This is a genomic window from Microbacterium sp. SCN 71-21 (genome assembly GCF_001725695.1).
Classification (GTDB): domain Bacteria; phylum Actinomycetota; class Actinomycetes; order Actinomycetales; family Microbacteriaceae; genus Microbacterium; species Microbacterium ginsengisoli.
In genome coordinates, this window is record NZ_MEGA01000080.1 from 9,160 (window position 1) to 25,263 (window position 16,104).

Consider the following 16,104-nt stretch of genomic DNA (forward strand, 5'->3'; position numbering starts at 1 on the left):
GCGCCGAGGTGCTGCTGCACACGCATCTCGTCGTGCGCGAAGACGCGATGCAGCTCGTCGGGTTCACCGAGCGCGCCGAGCTCGTCGTGTTCCTGGCGCTCCTCGGCGTCTCCGGCGTCGGTCCGAAGTCGGCCCTCGGCGTGCTCTCGCACCTGTCGATCGACCAGATCGCCGCCGCCGTTGCCGCCGAGGACGACGCGCCGTTCCGGCGCGTCTCCGGGATCGGTCCGAAGACGGCGAAGCTCATCGTCGTGCAGCTCGCCGGGCGCCTCGCCCCGCCGCCAGCTGCCTCGACCTCTCCGACGGGCGGGGGAGACGCCGCGCTGCTCACCCAGCTCACCGCGGCCCTGAACGGTCTCGGCTGGAACGACCGGGTCGCACAGGAGACCGCGACATCCGTCATCGAGAGCGCGCCCGCGACCGAACGCAGCGTTCCCGCCTTGCTCCGGCTCGCCCTCGCCGAGCTCGGGCCCGCGCGAGGGGAGCATGTGCGTGGATGAGGTGAACCCGCAGGCGGTCGATGAGACCGAGCTCGCCATCGAGGGCGCACTGCGCCCGACGTCGCTCGCCGAGTTCATCGGGCAGCCCAAGGTGCGCGGGCAGTTGCAGCTGCTGCTCGATGCCGCCCGCATCCAGGAGCGGCCCGCCGATCACATCCTGCTCGCCGGCCCCCCGGGGCTCGGTAAGACCACCCTCGCGATGATCGTCGCGCACGAGAGCGGGCGTCCCCTGAGGCTCTCGAGCGGCCCCGCGATCCAGCACGCGGGGGACCTCGCGGCGCTGCTGTCGAGCCTGCAGCCGGGGGAGGTTCTGTTCATCGACGAGATCCACCGGATGGCCCGTTCGGCGGAGGAGATGCTGTATCTCGCAATGGAGGACTTCCGCATCGACATCATGGTGGGCAAGGGCGCCGGCGCCACCTCGATCCCGCTCGATCTCGCCCCCTTCACGCTCGTGGGCGCGACGACGCGCTCCGGCATGCTGCCGAACCCACTGCGCGACCGGTTCGGCTTCACCGCCCATCTGGAGTACTACGACCCCGCCGAGCTCGAACGCGTCGTCGAGCGCTCGGCAATCGTGCTCGGGGTCGAATTGTCCGCCCGCGCGCGCGCCGAGATCGCCCGCCGCTCCCGGGGGACACCCCGCATCGCGAACCGACTGCTGCGCCGCGTACGTGACTACCTGCTCGTACACGGGGGCGCGGGCACGGATGTCGCGGCCGTCGGCGCCGCGCTCGAGCTCTACGACGTCGACCCGATCGGTCTCGATCGGCTCGACCGTGCGGTGCTCGACGTCCTCATCCGCCGTTTCAGCGGCGGGCCCGTCGGCCTCGGCACCCTCTCGGTGACGGTCGGAGAGGAGGCCGACACGATCGAGTCGGTCGTCGAGCCCTACCTCGTGCGCATCGGACTCATGGGTCGCACGCCCCGCGGGCGCGTCGCCACGCCCGAGGCGTATGCCCATCTCGGTGTGGCCCCGGCACATGCGACCGGAACGCTCGATATGGATGACCTATAATCGCTGAAGGCTTTCGCCGCCCTCTCCCTACGGCGCCCATCTTGAGTGCGCCTCATCTGAAAGGCTCCGCGCCCGCATGGACTTCGGCACGTTCTTCAGCAACTACGGCCTGCTCATCCTGCTCGTCCTGCTCCTGGTCTTCATGTTCTGGAGCTCCCGACGCCGCATGCAGAAGCAGAAGGCCGAGGTCGAGGCCCGCGCGCGTCAGACCGTCCCCGGCGCCAAGGTGCTGCTGCAGGGAGGCCTGTACGGCACCATCGTGACCTTCGACTCCGACAACCTCGACCAGCCGGCCGTGGTCTCGATCGCCCCCGGCGTCGAGATCGAGGTACACAGCCAGGCGATCCTTCGCGTCGTCGACCCGATCGACGAGGTCGTCACCGAGGACGAGTACCTCGAGGCCGAGGCCACCCACGACGAGTACGAGGCCGGCGTCGCCAGCGGCGAGATCTCCTCGATCAGCGACGACCAGAAGAAGGCCGCCGACGCCGACGACGAGAAGAAGAACGGCACCGACGCCTGACACGGTGCCCGCGCACCCCTTCCGAAAGACCTGATCAGTGGCGACATCCACCCCCGTCAAGCACGCCTGGCGTGCCCTCATCGGCCTGCTGGCCGTGATCGCCGTGCTGTTCGGCATCAACGCCCTCGGCGTCTACGTGTTCCAGAAGTCGTCGTGGGCCCCGCAGCTCGCGCTCGACCTCCAGGGCGGCACGCAGATTATCCTGCAGGCGCAGACCGTCGACGGCGCGGCACCCACCGACACGCAGATGAACCAGGCGGTGTCGATCATCCGCCAGCGCATCGACGCGTCGGGTGTGTCCGAGGCATCCGTCTCGACAGAGGGCGGCCGCAACATCGTCGTGCAGATCCCCGGAACGGCGGACGAGCAGACGCGACAGCGCATCGAGGCCTCGGCCCAGCTGCAGCTGCGGGCCGTGCTGTACACGTCGGCCGACGTCACCGGCAGCTTCACCGGACAGGACGGGAACCAGACGCCCTACCCGACGCCGGCGCCCACCCTGCAGTCGACCCCGACCGCGTCGCCCACGAGCGGCAGTGACACCTCGTGGATCACCCCGGCGCTGCAGGCGGAGTATCAGGCCTACAACTGCTCGGCGACGACGAACGACCCCGCGAACGCGCCCAAGGACAAGCCGCTCGTCACCTGCGACTCGACCAACACCGCGAAGTACATCCTCGGGCCCGTCGAGCTCGACGGCTCCGCCATCACCGACGCCAGTGCCGGTCTGAACACGCAGAACGGCCAGTGGGTCGTGAACCTCGTGTTCAACGGCGAGGGAACCCAGACCTTCGGCGACATCAGCAAGCGCCTCTACAGCCAGACGGCGCCGCTCAACCAGTTCGCCTTCGTGCTGGACGGATCCGTTCTCTCCGCCCCCAGCATGAACGCCGTGATCACCGACGGCAAACCGCAGATCTCGGGCTCGTTCACGCAGGAGAGCGCGACCACGCTCGCCGACCAGCTCAAGTTCGGTGCTCTGCCGCTGAGCTTCTCGGTGCAGAGCTCCGACACCATCTCGGCGACCCTCGGCTCACAGCAGCTCATGATCGGTCTGATCACGGGACTCATCGGTCTGGCGCTCGTCGCGATCTACTCGCTCATCGTCTACCGGGCTCTCGGCTCGGTGATCATCGCGTCCCTCGCGGTGATGGCGGTCATCACGTACGCGGTGCTCTGCATCCTGGCGTGGCGCATGGGCTTCCGCCTGTCTCTCGCCGGTGTCGCCGGTCTGATCGTGACGATCGGCTTCACCGCCGACTCGTTCATCGTGTACTTCGAGCGCATCCGCGACGAGCTGCGCGACGGCAAGTCGATCACCTCCGCCGTCGAGGACGGCTGGGGCCGGGCGAAGCGCACGATCTACATCTCGAAGTCGATCAACGTGCTCGCGGCCGTCGTGCTCTACATCCTCGCGGATGCGACGGTGAAGGGCTTCGCGTTCACGCTCGGCATCACGACCGCGATCGACGTGCTCATCTTCATCCTGTTCACGCACCCTGTCATGCAGCTGCTGGCACGCACCCGGTTCTTCGGCTCGGGGCACCCGCTCTCGGGTCTCGACCCCGAGGCGCTCGGCGCCGTCTACCGCGGCCGCGCCCAGTTCCGCGCCCCGGCAGCGGCGACCGCCGGGCGTTCGGCCAAGTCGCGCAAGGAGGCGGAGCGCCGGCAGACGATCGCCGAGCGAAAGCGCGCGGCCGAACTCGGCGGCGGGACCACGACCGCGACCAAGGAGGGAGACGACTGATGCGCTCCATGAATCAGCTCGGAAACGACCTCTACACCGGCAAGACGTCCTTCCCCTTCGTCGGCCGTCGTCGTGTGTGGTTCATCATCGCGGCGGTGCTCGTGATCGCGTCGGTGCTCGTTCCCCTCGTGCGCCCGATCCACTTCTCGATCGAGTTCACCGGCGGCTCGCAGTTCACCGTGAGCGGTCTGACGAACCCCGATCAGCTCACCGCGACGAACGCCGTCAACGGTGTCGTCCCCGGCTCGGTCTCGAGCGTCACCACGGTCGGGGGCACCTCGGTTCAGGTCGAGACGAACCAGATGACGCCCGAGCAGACTCAGCAGGTCAGCCAGGCGCTCGCCACGGCGTTCGACGTGCCGCAGACCGACGTCACCGACTCGTTCATCGGTCCGGCGTGGGGCGCGGATGTCACGCGCCAGTCGCTCTGGGGACTCGCGATCTTCCTCGCGCTGACGTTCCTCATCCTCGCGCTCTACTTCCGCACGTGGAAGATGTCGGCCGCGGCCGTCATCGGCGTGGTGGACGTGCTGGTGATCACGATCGGCATCTACGCGGTCTGCGGCTTCGCGATCTCGCCCGCCGCGGTGATCGGATTCCTCACGATCCTGGCGTACTCGCTCTACGACACGACAGTCGTGTTCGACAAGATCCGGGAGAACACGCGCGAAGGCGGTGAGGCGGCCGGTCGCCTGTTCGGCGAGTCGGTGAACCTGGCTGTCAACCAGACGCTCATCCGTTCGATCAACACGACCATCGTCGCGGTGCTCCCGACCGGTGCGATCCTGTTCATCGGCGCGTTCTGGCTGGGTGCACAGACGCTCACCGACATCTCGCTGTCGATCTTCGTCGGAACGATCGTGGCTGCCTACTCGACGATCTTCGTGGCGGCGCCGCTGTACTCGCTGTTCCGTGAGAACGAGCCGAAGGTCAAGGCGCGCGACGCCCGCGTGCGCGCCTCTCGGAGCAAGGCAGAGGTCGCCGCCTGAGCGGCCGTCCACCTCGGCAGCGGGCGTAGGATGATCCGATCCGGCGAAGGGCGGTGAGACGCGAGTGACCGAGACCGTTCCGGCCGCGCCCCAGGCCTCTTCGCTGCGGCGGCTCGTGCCTCGGATCTTCTCCCGCGCGCACCGGCGCGACGATGTCGACCAGCTCGTGCGCACGGTGCGCACGCATCATCCGCGCGGCGACCTCGCTGTCATCGAGCGCGCATACACCGTCGCGGAGCGCGCGCACCGCGACCAGAAGCGCCAGAGCGGTGAGCCGTACATCACGCACCCGCTCGCGGTCGCTCAGGTGCTCGCCGATCTCGGTCTCGGACCGAAGGCGATCGCTGCGGCCCTGCTGCACGACACCGTCGAGGACACGGACTACAGCCTCGACCAGTTGACGGCGGAGTTCGGCGACGAGGTCGCGATGCTCGTCGACGGTGTCACGAAGCTCGACAAGGTCAAGTACGGCGAGAGCGCGCAGGCCGAGACGGTCCGCAAGATGATCGTCGCGATGTCGCGAGACATCCGCGTGCTCCTCATCAAGCTCGCCGACCGGCTCCACAACGCGCGCACGTGGGGTTTCGTGCCGCCCGAGAAGGCGCAGAAGAAGGCGCGCGAGACTCTCGAGATCTACGCTCCGCTCGCGCACCGCCTCGGCATCCAGGCGATCAAGTCGGAGCTCGAGGACCTCTCGTTCGCCGTACTGCACCCCAAGCTCTACGCCGAGATCGAGAGTCTGGTCAAGCAGCGCACGCCCCAGCGCGAGCAGTACGTGCACAGTGTGATCGACTCCGTCGATGCGGATCTGCGCGAGCTGCGCATCCGCGGGCGCGTCATGGGTCGTCCGAAGCAGCTGTACTCCGTGTATCAGAAGATGGTGGTGCGCGGTCGGGAGTTCGACGACATCTACGACCTGATCGGCATCCGCGTGATCGTCGCGACCGTGCGCGACTGCTACGCCGTGCTGGGCTCGATCCACGCCCGCTGGACGCCACTACCCGGCCGCTTCAAGGACTACATCGCGACGCCGAAGTTCAACCTCTACCAGTCGCTGCACACCACGGTGATCGGCCCGGGCGGTCGTACGGTCGAGATCCAGATCCGCACGAACGAGATGCACCAGCAGGCCGAGTACGGCGTCGCGGCGCACTGGAAGTACAAGGAGCGGATGTCGGGCAGTCGCACCGACGACCGCACCGTCGACACCGACATGGCGTGGCTCGCCCACATCTCCGACTGGCAGGCCGAGACCGCTGACCCCGGCGAGTTCCTCGAGTCGTTGAGGTTCGAGATCGGCGCCAAGGAGGTCTACGTCTTCACGCCGAAGGGACGCGTGATCGGGCTCCCGTCCGGCGCGACTCCGGTCGACTTCGCCTATGCGGTGCACACCGAGATCGGCCATCGCACGATGGGGGCGAAGGTCAACGGGCGTCTCGTTCCGCTCGAGAGCGAACTGAACTCGGGCGACGTCGTCGAGGTGTTCACCTCGAAGAACCCGGATGCGAGCCCGAGCCAGGACTGGCTCACATTCGTCAAGAGCACCCGCGCGCGCAACAAGATCCGCGGCTGGTTCACGAAGGAGCGCCGCGAAGAGGCGATCGAACAGGGCAAGGAGTCGATCGCCCGCGCGATGCGGCGGCAGAACCTGCCCCTGCAACGCCTGATGAACCAGGACTCCTTCTCCCAGGTCGCGCACCAGCTGAAGTACGAAGACGTCTCCGCCCTGTACGCCGCCGTCGGCGAAGGGCACGTCTCCACCCAATCGGTCATTGAGAAGGTCACCGCGCTCGTCGCGGAGGGAGACACCTCCACGGGGGCCATCGAGCTGCCCCACGTCGGCCGCAGCCGCGCGCCGCGTGACGGTGACTCGGGCGTCCTCGTGCGCGGCGCTCCCGACATCCTCGTGAAACTCGCGAAGTGCTGCACCCCGGTCCCGGGCGACGAGATCGTCGGGTTCGTGACGCGCGGCAGCGGCGTCTCCGTGCACCGCACCGACTGCACGAACGTGAAGGCGCTCATGGACAACCCGGAGCGGCTCATCGACGTCGAGTGGGCACCGACCACGAAGAGCGTGTTCCTGGTGCAGATCCAGGTCGAGGCCCTCGACCGATCGGGACTGCTCAGCGACGTGACCCGCGTGCTCAGCGAGCATCACGTCAACATCCTGTCGGCGACGGTGTCGACCACCGACGACCGCCTCGCGCTCAGCCGGTTCGTGTTCGAGATGGGCGACACCGTGCACCTCGACCGCGTGCTCAACGCGGTGCGTCGCATCGACGCGGTCTACGACGTCTACCGCGTCACGTCGTCCTGAGCTCGTCGATCAGAGCCTCCAGCAGCGCGAGGCCGCGGCGCTTGTGGTGCAGCGGGCCCGCCGCCTGCAGCAGAGCGTAGGCGTCACGTACCCGCACAGCCGGCGCGGGATGAGCGTCGCACAGCGCGCGCACCGCGACGTCGTCGCCCGCACGGGCGAGGTCGGTCGTGGTGTACACGGCGGATGTCACAGCCACGCCGCCGCAGAGCTCGACGGCGTCGGCGGGAAGACCCTGATCGCTGTACACGAGGCGCCGGTCGACGGGCTGGCCGATGCGGTGCGCGACCGCGCGCTGCACGCTCTGACGCTCGGGCAGCGGGAGCAACGCTCCGTGGACCCAGGCGGCGCTGCGACCGACGAGCGCGGTGTTGGCCGGCACAAGCTGGGCGAGGGAGGCCGCCCGGATCGCGGGGGTCTCGATGGCGTCGGCGGGCATGAACGCATCGCCGACCTCGACGAGGTCGCCGTCGATGCGCGCCGCACTCAACTCCGCGACCGACAAGCGGTCACCTGCGACGTACACGAACGGCGATCCCATGCGAGCCATGGTGCCGCACGCGGCATCCGCTCGCCGGACCGGCGGGTCGAAGCTGTGGAGAAGGCGTCAGCCGCCGATGGCGCGCAGCCAGCCGCGACGCGCCTCGAGCGCCTCGGTCGCCGCCTTGACCTTGCGGCTGTCGCCGGTCGCCTTCGCCGCGGCGAGGTCGTCCTCGAGCTTCGCGATGGCATCCTCGAGCTGACGCGTCATGTCGTTCGCACGCGCCTTCGTCTCGGGGTTGTTCTCACGCCAGTGCGTCTGCTCGCGGTCGCGCACGCCCTGCTCGATGCGACGAAGTTCGTCGTCGAGCTGGCGCTCCTTGTCACGGGGGAAGATGCGGCCGATCTCGTCCCAGCGACGCTGGAGACCGGTGAGCAACTGCCGCGCGGCGGCAAGGTCCTTCTCGCCCGGAACCGCGGCGGCCTCGGTGAGCAGCGCCCGCTTGAGCTCGATGCGCTCCTTCGACTCCTCGGCCTCGACGCTCTCGCGGTCGGAACGGGCGCCGTAGAGCACGTCACCGGCGGCCTTGAACCGGGCCCACAGGGCGTCGTCGATCTTCTTGCCCGCGCGGCCCGCGCTCTTCCACTCGTCGAGGAGGGTGCGGTAGGCGGCGATGCCGTCCTCGCCGCGCGGGGCGAGGGCCTCGGCCCGCTCGACCAGACGCGACTTGCTGTCGCGCGCCGACTTGTGGGTCTCGTCGAGGTCGGCGAAGTAGGCGCGACGGTGACGGTCGATCGTCGCGCGCGCGTCACGGAAGCGGCCCCAGAGCTTCTGAGAGATGGCGCGGGGGAGACGGGGACCGTTCTGCTGGTGGTTCTGCCACTGGTCGAAGAGCGTGGCGATGTCGGCCGTGGTCTGCTTCCACTGCACGCTCTGAGGGTCGCGGGCGGCGAGAGCCTCCGCCTTCTCCACGATCGCGGTGCGCTCGGCGATCGCCTCGTCGACGGCCTCCCTGGCCTGCTGCGCCTCGACCTCGGTGGCGGCGCTCAGCGCCGCCACGAGAGCGTCGAGTCGCGCGGCGAGTCCTTCGAGGTCGCCGACCGCGGCCGCGCCCACGACGCGCTCGCGCACGGCGGCGGCGGTGGAGCTCAGGTCGGCGGCGCCCGCGCCTCCGCGGCGGTGACGCGCCTCGAGGAGCACCACCTCGCCCGCGAGATCGGCGTACTTGCGCTCGAAGTAGGCGAGGGCCTCGTCGGTGGACCCGTCGGGGTACTGGCCGACGATGCGCCATCCGGCGGACTCGCGCACCGACACGGTGCCGTCCTCTTCCACACGCCCCCAGGGCTCCGTGGTCGCGGCGGGCGCAGCCACCGGCGCGGCGGAGCGCGGGCGGGTGGGCACGGGGATCGCGCGCGACGGTGACGGAACGGGTGCCGGTGCCGGCGCGGCAGCCGTCACCGTGTCGTCCTCGACCGGAGCGTCGGGCGCCGGGCTCTCGACCGCGGGCGCCTCGTCCCCGGATGCCTCGACCGCGGCGATCGCGGCCGGGGCAGACGCCTCGTCGGCGACGTCGGGGGTGGCCTCGACGTCTGCAGTGACGTCGGTGGCAGGGGTCTCTTCGGCCGGGGTCTCGGGCGTCGGGTCCGCCTCGGCGGCGGGGACGTCAGGAGTCTGGTCGTTCGTGGCAGTCACGGGTGCACCTCAAGCGGTTCGCCGGGCGGTCGGATGGACGTGCTCAGCCTAGTACGCGCCCTCCGACGGCCCGGTCGGGGCGTCGTCACGCGTCACGGGGTCGGACTGGGCGAATCCGTCGCGCGGGGGGTCGGGAAGAAGAGCGGCTGATCGCTCGGGTTCACGGTCGGGGTGGGGCTGGGCGACGGCGCGGGCGCGCCGGGTCCGACGGAGTAGTAGGCGAACCTCCGCCGCGCCGGTGGCTGCGCCCGCCGCGAGGAGGAGGATCAGGATGCCGCCGGCGACGGCGGCGATCGTGTTGTCGCGGACGCGACGGCGCCGGCTCGCCTCGTGCAGCGCACGGCGGGCCTGGTACGCCCTGGCGCGCTCGCGCGCCACCCTCTCGTCGCGCGACTTTCCGCCTGCGGCCACGGGTCCTCCTGCACTGGTCGTTGAGCGCACCGATCCTACGCAGTGATCCGGTGGGCGGCCAAAGCGTCGGTGTCTCATGGCGCCGCTAGCCTGGCGTGGTGAGTTCCGCGCCCCTGCTGTCGTCCCCGACGCCGCTGGCGGTGCGCATGCGCCCGACGTCGCTCGACGAGGTAGCGGGTCAAGGGCATCTGCTGCGTCCGGGGTCGCCGCTCGTGGCGCTCGCCTCGCCCGACTCCCGCAGCGCCGCCGCGGTGTCGGTCATCCTGTGGGGGCCGCCCGGCACCGGCAAGACCACGCTCGCGCAGGCGATCGCCCGCTCGTCGGGGCGCCGGTTCGTCGAGCTGTCGGCCATCACCGCGGGGGTGAAGGACGTGCGCGAGGTCATGCAGGACGCCCTGAACCAGCGCGACCTGTACGGGCAGTCCACGATCCTGTTCCTCGACGAGATCCATCGCTTCACGAAGGCGCAGCAGGACGCCCTGCTGCCGGGCGTCGAGAACGGCTGGGTCGTGCTGATCGCCGCGACGACCGAGAACCCGTCCTTCTCGGTCATCGCGCCTCTCCTGTCGCGCTCGCTGCTGCTGACGCTGCGCGCGCTCACCGACGACGACCTCGGGTCGCTCGTCGACCGCGCGGTCGCCGATCCGCGCGGGCTCTCCGGCGCGGTGGCGCTCGACGACGACGCGCGCGGCGCGCTGGTGCGGCTCGCATCCGGTGACGCGCGTCGGGCGCTGACCGCGCTGGAGGCGGCGGCGACGCTCGCGGCGGGAGACGCGGCATCCGATGACGACGAGGCGACACCCCGGGTCACGGCCGAGCACGTCGCGGCGGCGGTCGACCGCGCGCTCCTGCGCTATGACCGGCAGGGCGACGAGCACTACGACGTGATCAGCGCCTTCATCAAGTCGATCCGCGGTTCCGATGTGGATGCCGCGATCCACTACCTCGCGCGCATGATCGAGGCGGGGGAGGACCCGCGGTTCATCGCCCGACGCCTCGTCATCTCCGCCGCCGAGGACATCGGCCTCGCCGATCCGCACGCGCTGCAGATCGCCGTCGCCGCCGCCGACGCGGTCGCGTTCATCGGCATGCCCGAGGGGCGCATCCCGCTCGCCGAGGCGACCGCGTACCTCGCGACGACCGCGAAGTCGAACGCGGCGTACCTGGCGATCGACGCGGCCATCGCCGACGTGCGGGCGGGGTCGTTCGGCGCCGTTCCGCCGCATCTGCGCGACGCGCATCACGCGGGCGCGAAGCGGCTCGGACACGGCAAGGGCTACGTCTATCCGCACGACACCGACCTCGGCGTCGCCGCACAGCAGTACCTTCCCGACCCGCTGGTCGGGCGCCGCTATTACACGCCGACGGCGCACGGCCAGGAGCGCGACGTGCAGGCTCGGCTCGAGCGCATCCGGCGCATTCTGGGCGACGGATGACGCGGCCAGGCCGGCGCGGGCCGGTCTGGTAGCATGGACCGGCTCGAAACCGGTTTTCGGGCATCCCCTCCTTCCTGGAACACCTCACGGTGCGCCCCGGCGTGCACACCGAGAGGGCGGGAGAGGGAGATACGTCCGCGGGCCGTGAGAGACACGGCCGCGTCATCGGAAGGAACACTTCGTGGTCACGAAGTCCCAGGACCGCCGCAAGGTCCGCCTGTCCCGCGCCCTCGGCGTGGCACTCACCCCCAAGGCCGCCCGCTACCTCGAGAAGCGTCCCTACGCTCCGGGCGAGCACGGCCGCACCAAGCGCAAGGCCGACAGCGACTACGCCGTCCGTCTGCGTGAGAAGCAGCGTCTGCGCGAGCAGTACGGCATCCGCGAGAAGCAGCTGCGCATCGCGTTCAATGAGGCCCGCCGCACCGACGGCCTGACCGGTGAGAACCTGGTCGAGCTGCTCGAGATGCGTCTCGACGCGCTCGTGCTGCGCGCCGGCTTCGCCCGCACCACCGCCCAGGCCCGCCAGTTCGTGACCCACCGTCACATCCTGGTCGACGGCCAGATCGTGGACCGCCCGTCGTTCCGCGTGAAGCCCGGCCAGCTCATCCACGTCAAGGCCCGCAGCGAGGGCAGCGAGCCCTTCCAGGTCGCGGCCGCCGGCGGTCACGCCGACGTGCTGCCGGCCGTTCCGGGTTACCTCGAGGTCGAGCTCGACAAGCTCCAGGCGCGCCTCGTGCGTCGCCCGAAGCGCGTCGAGGTGCCCGTCACCTGTGACGTGCAGCTCGTCGTCGAGTACTACGCCGCACGCTGAGTCGCACCGAGAAGGGCGTCGGGGAAACCCGGCGCCCTTCTCGTATCTGCGCCGCCGGCGCCCGCCGACGGACACCACCCGTCGCCTACGATGGACCACGGACGTGAGAGTCGCGCCCGACGAGGAAGTGATCTGACTGTGAAGAACGTGCTCTGGTTCGTGCTCGGCGCCGCTGCCGGCTTCGTGGTCGCGCACGTCGTGAACAAGGATCCTCGCGGTCACGAGGTGCTCGCCGACATCGACGCGCGCATCACCGAGTTCACCGAACGCGTCACCGACGCGTACCGCGAGCAGCAGGCGCGCTTCGGCGAGACCGTCGGCGACGCCGTCCACGAGGCCGCCGAGGCCGTCGCGGATGCCGCCTCCCGGCCGGCGAACGACTGATCACCCTGAGACATCCGCGGGCCGGGCTCCGGCACCGCCCGTTCACCATGAGGACTCCCGCATGAAGACCGCCGAGATCGCGCAGCGCTACCTGGACTACTTCGAGCGCAACGGCCACACCATCGTGCCGTCGGCGTCCCTCGTCAGCGACGACCCGTCGATCCTGTTCACGATCGCGGGCATGGTGCCCTTCATCCCCTACCTCAACGGCACGGTTCCGCCGCCGTACCCGCGCGCCGCCGACGTGCAGAAGTGCATCCGCACGAACGACATCGAAGAGGTCGGCAAGACCGCCCGTCACGGCACGTTCTTCCAGATGCTCGGCAACTGGTCGTTCGGCGACTACTTCAAGGAAGGCGCGATCGGCTACGCGTGGGAGCTGCTCACCTCGAGCGAGGCCGACGGCGGACTCGGGTTCGATGAGCGCGACCTGTGGGTCACCGTCTACGAGGACGACGACGAAGCCGCCTCGCTGTGGAAGAAGATCGCCGGACTCCCGGAGGAGCGCATCCAGCGCTTCGGCGCCGAGGACAACTACTGGTCCACCGGCCAGCCGGGCCCCGCCGGCCCCTGCTCGGAGATCTACTTCGACCGCGGCCCCAAGTACGGCCGCGACGGCGGCCCTGCGGTCGACGACAGCCGCTTCACCGAGATCTGGAATCTCGTGTTCATGCAGTACGCCATCACGAACGTGCGCTCGAAGACCGAGTTCGACGTCGTGGGGGAGCTCCCCAAGAAGAACATCGACACCGGCATGGGCCTCGAGCGTGTCGCGTTCATCAAGCAGGGTGTCGACAACATGTACGAGACCGACCAGGTGCGTCCGGTGCTCGACCGTGCCGTCGCGCTCTCGGGACGGCCGTACGGCGCCGTGCACGAGGATGACGTGCGCTACCGCGTCATCGCCGACCACATCCGCTCGTCGCTCATGCTGCTCTCCGACGGCGTCACGCCGTCCAACGAGGGACGCGGCTACATCCTGCGCCGGCTCATGCGCCGCTCGATCCGCGCGATGCGCCTGCTCGGCGTCGACGCCCCCACCTTCCCCGAGCTGTTCTCCGCGTCGCGCGATGCGATGAAGAGCGCCTACCCGGTCGTCGACGAGGACTGGGCGCGCATCTCGCAGTACGCGTTCGCCGAGGAGGAGACGTTCCTGCGCACGCTCGCGTCGGGGTCGACGATCCTCGATCTCGCGGTGACGCAGACGAAGGATGCCGGTGGCTCCGAGCTCGCCGGCAGCGAGGCGTTCCTGCTCCACGACACCTACGGCTTCCCGATCGACCTGACGCTCGAGATCGCCGAGGAGGCGGGCATCACCGTCGATCGCGACGGCTTCGACACCCTGATGCGGGAGCAGAAGGCACGCGCGAAGGCCGATGCGAAGTCCCGCAAGCGCGCCCTCGCCGACGTCAGCGTCTACGGCGACTTCCGCGCGAAGGGCGAGACCGTCTTCACCGGCTACACCGACCTCGAGACCGAGTCGTCGGTGCTCGGCATCCTCGTCGACGGCGTGCCGACCGACCGCGCCACCGAGGGCCAGATCGCCGAGGTCATCCTGCGGGAGACCGCGCTCTACGCCGAGTCGGGCGGACAGGTCGCCGACAAGGGCGTGATCGTCGGGCCCGGGTACGAGCTCGAGGTGCTCGACGTGCAGAAGCCCGTGCCCGGCCTTGTGAGCCACACGGTCGAGGTGACCCGCGGCGACGTCGGTCTCGGCGCCCCCGCGACATCCGTCGTCGACCGCGCGAACCGTCGCGCAGCACGTCAGGCCCACTCCGCGACGCACCTCGTGCACGCGGCCCTGCGCGACACGCTGGGGAAGACCGCGACGCAGGCGGGTTCGCTGAACCGCGCCGGCTACATGCGCTTCGACTTCTCGTGGAGCCAGGCGCTGTCGGCCGAGACGCGCACGGAGATCGAGGAGATCGCCAACAACGCGATCTACGACAACCTCGAGGTCACGACCCGCGTGCTGCCGCTCGCCGACGCCAAGGAGCTCGGCGCGATGGCGCTGTTCGGCGAGAAGTACGGCGAGACCGTGCGGATGGTCGACATCGGCGGCCCGTGGTCGCGCGAGCTCTGTGCGGGAACCCACGTGGCCACGAGCGCTGAGATCGGGCTGATCTCGCTCGTCAGTGAGTCCTCGGTGGGCGCGTCCAACCGCCGTGTGGAGGCCCTCGTCGGGCACGACGCGTTCCGCGAGCTCGCGGCCGAACGAGCGCTGGTCGCCGAGCTGTCTGCGAACCTCAAGGCTCCGCGCGACCAGCTCGTCGCGCGCATCGCCGAGCTCGGCGCCAACCTGAAGGCCGCCGAGAAGAAGATCGCGGCGTTCGAGGCCGGCAAGCTCGCCGAGCGCGCCCCCGAGCTCGCCGCGTCGGCGACGACCACCGGACCGTTCCGCGTCGTGAGCGCCGCGATCGGCGCCGTCGGCTCGGCCGACGACCTGCGCACGGTGGCGCTGGCCGTGCGCGATCGACTCGGCGACGAGCCCGCCGTGATCGTGCTCGGCGCCGTGGCCGGCGACCGACCCGTCGTGATCGCCGCGACCACCGCCCGCGCACGCGAGGCCGGAGCCAAGGCGGGTGTGCTCGCGAAGACCGCGGCCGGCGTGCTCGGCGGCGGCGGCGGCGGGCGCGACGATGTCGCCCAGGGCGGCGGTACGGATGCCGCGCTCCTGCCCGATGCGCTCTCGGCGGCGGTTCGGGCTCTCGAGGTCGCGTGACGTGACGGGGTTCCGACGCGGCATCCGGATCGGCGTCGACGTCGGCACCGCCCGGGTCGGCGTCGCCCGCTGCGACCCGGACGGCTTGCTCGCGACCCCCGTGGAGACCGTGCCGCGCACAGACGCGGCCGTCGCCCGCGTGCGGGAGATCGGCGCGGAGTGGGACGCAATCGAGTTCGTCGTCGGGTTGCCCGTCGCGCTGTCGGGTCGGGAGACCGCGTCGACAGCGGATGCGCGCGAGTTCGCGGCGCAACTGGCCGCCTCCGGTGTAACCGTGCGCCTCGTCGACGAGCGCCTGAGCACGGTCTCCGCGCACGCGGCCCTGCGTGGCTCCGGGCGTTCGCAGCGACAGTCTCGTAACATCGTCGATCAGGTCGCCGCAGTGATTCTCCTGCAGAACGCGATCGACACCGAGAAGCAGACCGGGCGCACCCCCGGGGCCGTCGTGCCCGCGCCCGAGGAGGCCACGCCGAATGACTGACGAGAAGAGCGCGGACGATCCGTTCTCGACCCTGTACTCGCAGCTGCCCGCCAACCGGCCGCGGACGAGTGCGACCGGCGAGACGCCCGCATCCGCCGAGCCGGGCACCGAGACGGCGCCGCTCACCCGCCGCGAGCTTCGCGAGCGACTGACCCGCGAAACCACCGGGCAGCAGCAGCCGGCGCCCGACGCCGCCCCCGTCAGCCCGACACCGGCCTCGTGGCCCCCGCGCGTGCCGAGTCAACCCGACGCGCTCCACCCCGCGAGCCTCACCGGCCTGACCCCGGCGCCCACCGCCGCCATGCCTCCGTCGGGAAGCACCCCACCGCCGGTCACTCGGCCGCCGGAGCGCACAGCTCCAGTCGGCGCCGCAAGAGCGTCCGCCCCCGGAGACCTCGCGGACCTCTTCACCGGGCGGGCATCGTCCGATACGGTCGGAGCCGTGCCGAAGAAGCCCTCGAAGCGACGTCGGCGCGCGCGGGGGTGGATCGCCCTCGCCATCGTCGTGGTGCTGCTGGGGGGTATCGGCGCCGGTGGCGTGTGGGTGTGGAACACGTACGGCGACAAGGTGCGCTCGTTCATGGGATGGGAGGAG

At 70.3% G+C, this 16,104-nt stretch carries 14 protein-coding genes and 1 pseudogene; 12 read left to right on the forward strand and 3 right to left on the reverse strand.

Annotation, left to right across the window (positions count from 1 at the left end; all coding sequences use genetic code 11):
- From ruvA to ABT08_RS11010, 6 genes are all read left to right on the forward strand, one after another.
- Positions 1-500: Holliday junction branch migration protein RuvA (gene ruvA / locus ABT08_RS10985; RefSeq protein ID WP_288114958.1), on the forward strand; the 500-nt coding region annotated here is incomplete at its 5' end.
- Positions 487-1,518, forward strand: coding sequence for a Holliday junction branch migration DNA helicase RuvB (gene ruvB, locus ABT08_RS10990; RefSeq protein ID WP_502685887.1), 1,032 nt, complete (start codon positions 487-489; stop codon positions 1,516-1,518). The genes ruvA and ruvB, both read left to right, overlap by 14 nt.
- Positions 1,519-1,594: 76 nt before the next feature.
- The gene (locus ABT08_RS10995) at positions 1,595-2,041 is read left to right on the forward strand and encodes a preprotein translocase subunit YajC (protein WP_056208943.1); all 447 of its coding nucleotides are present in this window, start codon (positions 1,595-1,597) and stop codon (positions 2,039-2,041) included.
- A gap of 37 nt (positions 2,042-2,078) precedes the next feature.
- The gene (gene secD / locus ABT08_RS11000; RefSeq protein WP_045248072.1) at positions 2,079-3,788 is read left to right on the forward strand and encodes a protein translocase subunit SecD; all 1,710 of its coding nucleotides are present in this window, start codon (positions 2,079-2,081) and stop codon (positions 3,786-3,788) included.
- Positions 3,788-4,777, forward strand: coding sequence for a protein translocase subunit SecF (gene secF, locus ABT08_RS11005; protein ID WP_056208945.1), 990 nt, complete (start codon positions 3,788-3,790; stop codon positions 4,775-4,777). Before secD ends, secF begins: the two co-directional genes overlap by 1 nt.
- Positions 4,778-4,841: 64 nt before the next feature.
- Positions 4,842-7,094: a RelA/SpoT family protein gene (locus ABT08_RS11010; RefSeq protein ID WP_045248074.1), complete on the forward strand. Its 2,253-nt coding sequence runs from the start codon at positions 4,842-4,844 to the stop codon at positions 7,092-7,094.
- On the opposite strand, the gene ABT08_RS11015 is transcribed toward ABT08_RS11010, so the two are convergent.
- From ABT08_RS11015 to ABT08_RS11025, 3 genes are all read right to left on the reverse strand, one after another.
- Positions 7,081-7,632: a hypothetical protein gene (locus ABT08_RS11015; RefSeq protein WP_056208949.1), complete on the reverse strand. Its 552-nt coding sequence runs from the start codon at positions 7,630-7,632 to the stop codon at positions 7,081-7,083. The genes ABT08_RS11010 and ABT08_RS11015 overlap by 14 nt on opposite strands.
- A gap of 66 nt (positions 7,633-7,698) precedes the next feature.
- Positions 7,699-9,264: a DUF349 domain-containing protein gene (locus ABT08_RS11020; RefSeq protein ID WP_288114962.1), complete on the reverse strand. Its 1,566-nt coding sequence runs from the start codon at positions 9,262-9,264 to the stop codon at positions 7,699-7,701.
- A 48-nt stretch (positions 9,265-9,312) separates the two neighbouring features.
- Positions 9,313-9,675, reverse strand: coding sequence for a dioxygenase (locus ABT08_RS11025; protein WP_288114963.1), 363 nt, complete (start codon positions 9,673-9,675; stop codon positions 9,313-9,315).
- A 146-nt stretch (positions 9,676-9,821) separates the two neighbouring features.
- Between ABT08_RS11025 and ABT08_RS11030 the strand changes: the two genes are divergently transcribed.
- The 6 genes and pseudogenes from ABT08_RS11030 to ABT08_RS11055 all read left to right on the forward strand — a co-directional run.
- Positions 9,822-11,111 carry a replication-associated recombination protein A gene (locus ABT08_RS11030; RefSeq protein WP_288114968.1) on the forward strand — a complete coding sequence of 430 codons (1,290 nt, stop codon included), beginning with the start codon at positions 9,822-9,824 and terminating at the stop codon, positions 11,109-11,111.
- 181 nt (positions 11,112-11,292) lie between these two features.
- Positions 11,293-11,922, forward strand: a complete 630-nt coding sequence (gene rpsD, locus ABT08_RS11035; protein WP_056518571.1) for a 30S ribosomal protein S4 — start codon at positions 11,293-11,295, stop codon at positions 11,920-11,922.
- 138 nt (positions 11,923-12,060) lie between these two features.
- Entirely contained in the window at positions 12,061-12,306 is a 246-nt protein-coding gene (locus ABT08_RS11040) for an ATPase (RefSeq protein ID WP_045248077.1), read from the forward strand.
- A 61-nt stretch (positions 12,307-12,367) separates the two neighbouring features.
- Positions 12,368-15,028 (forward strand): alanine--tRNA ligase, encoded by a 2,661-nt coding sequence (alaS, locus tag ABT08_RS11045; protein ID WP_056208956.1) that lies wholly within the window; start codon positions 12,368-12,370, stop codon positions 15,026-15,028.
- A gap of 1 nt (position 15,029) precedes the next feature.
- Positions 15,030-15,509 carry a Holliday junction resolvase RuvX gene (gene ruvX / locus ABT08_RS11050; protein ID WP_288114964.1) on the forward strand — a complete coding sequence of 160 codons (480 nt, stop codon included), beginning with the start codon at positions 15,030-15,032 and terminating at the stop codon, positions 15,507-15,509.
- Positions 15,502-16,104: pseudogene (locus ABT08_RS11055) on the forward strand (hypothetical protein); the annotation flags it as partial. The gene ruvX and the pseudogene ABT08_RS11055, both read left to right, overlap by 8 nt.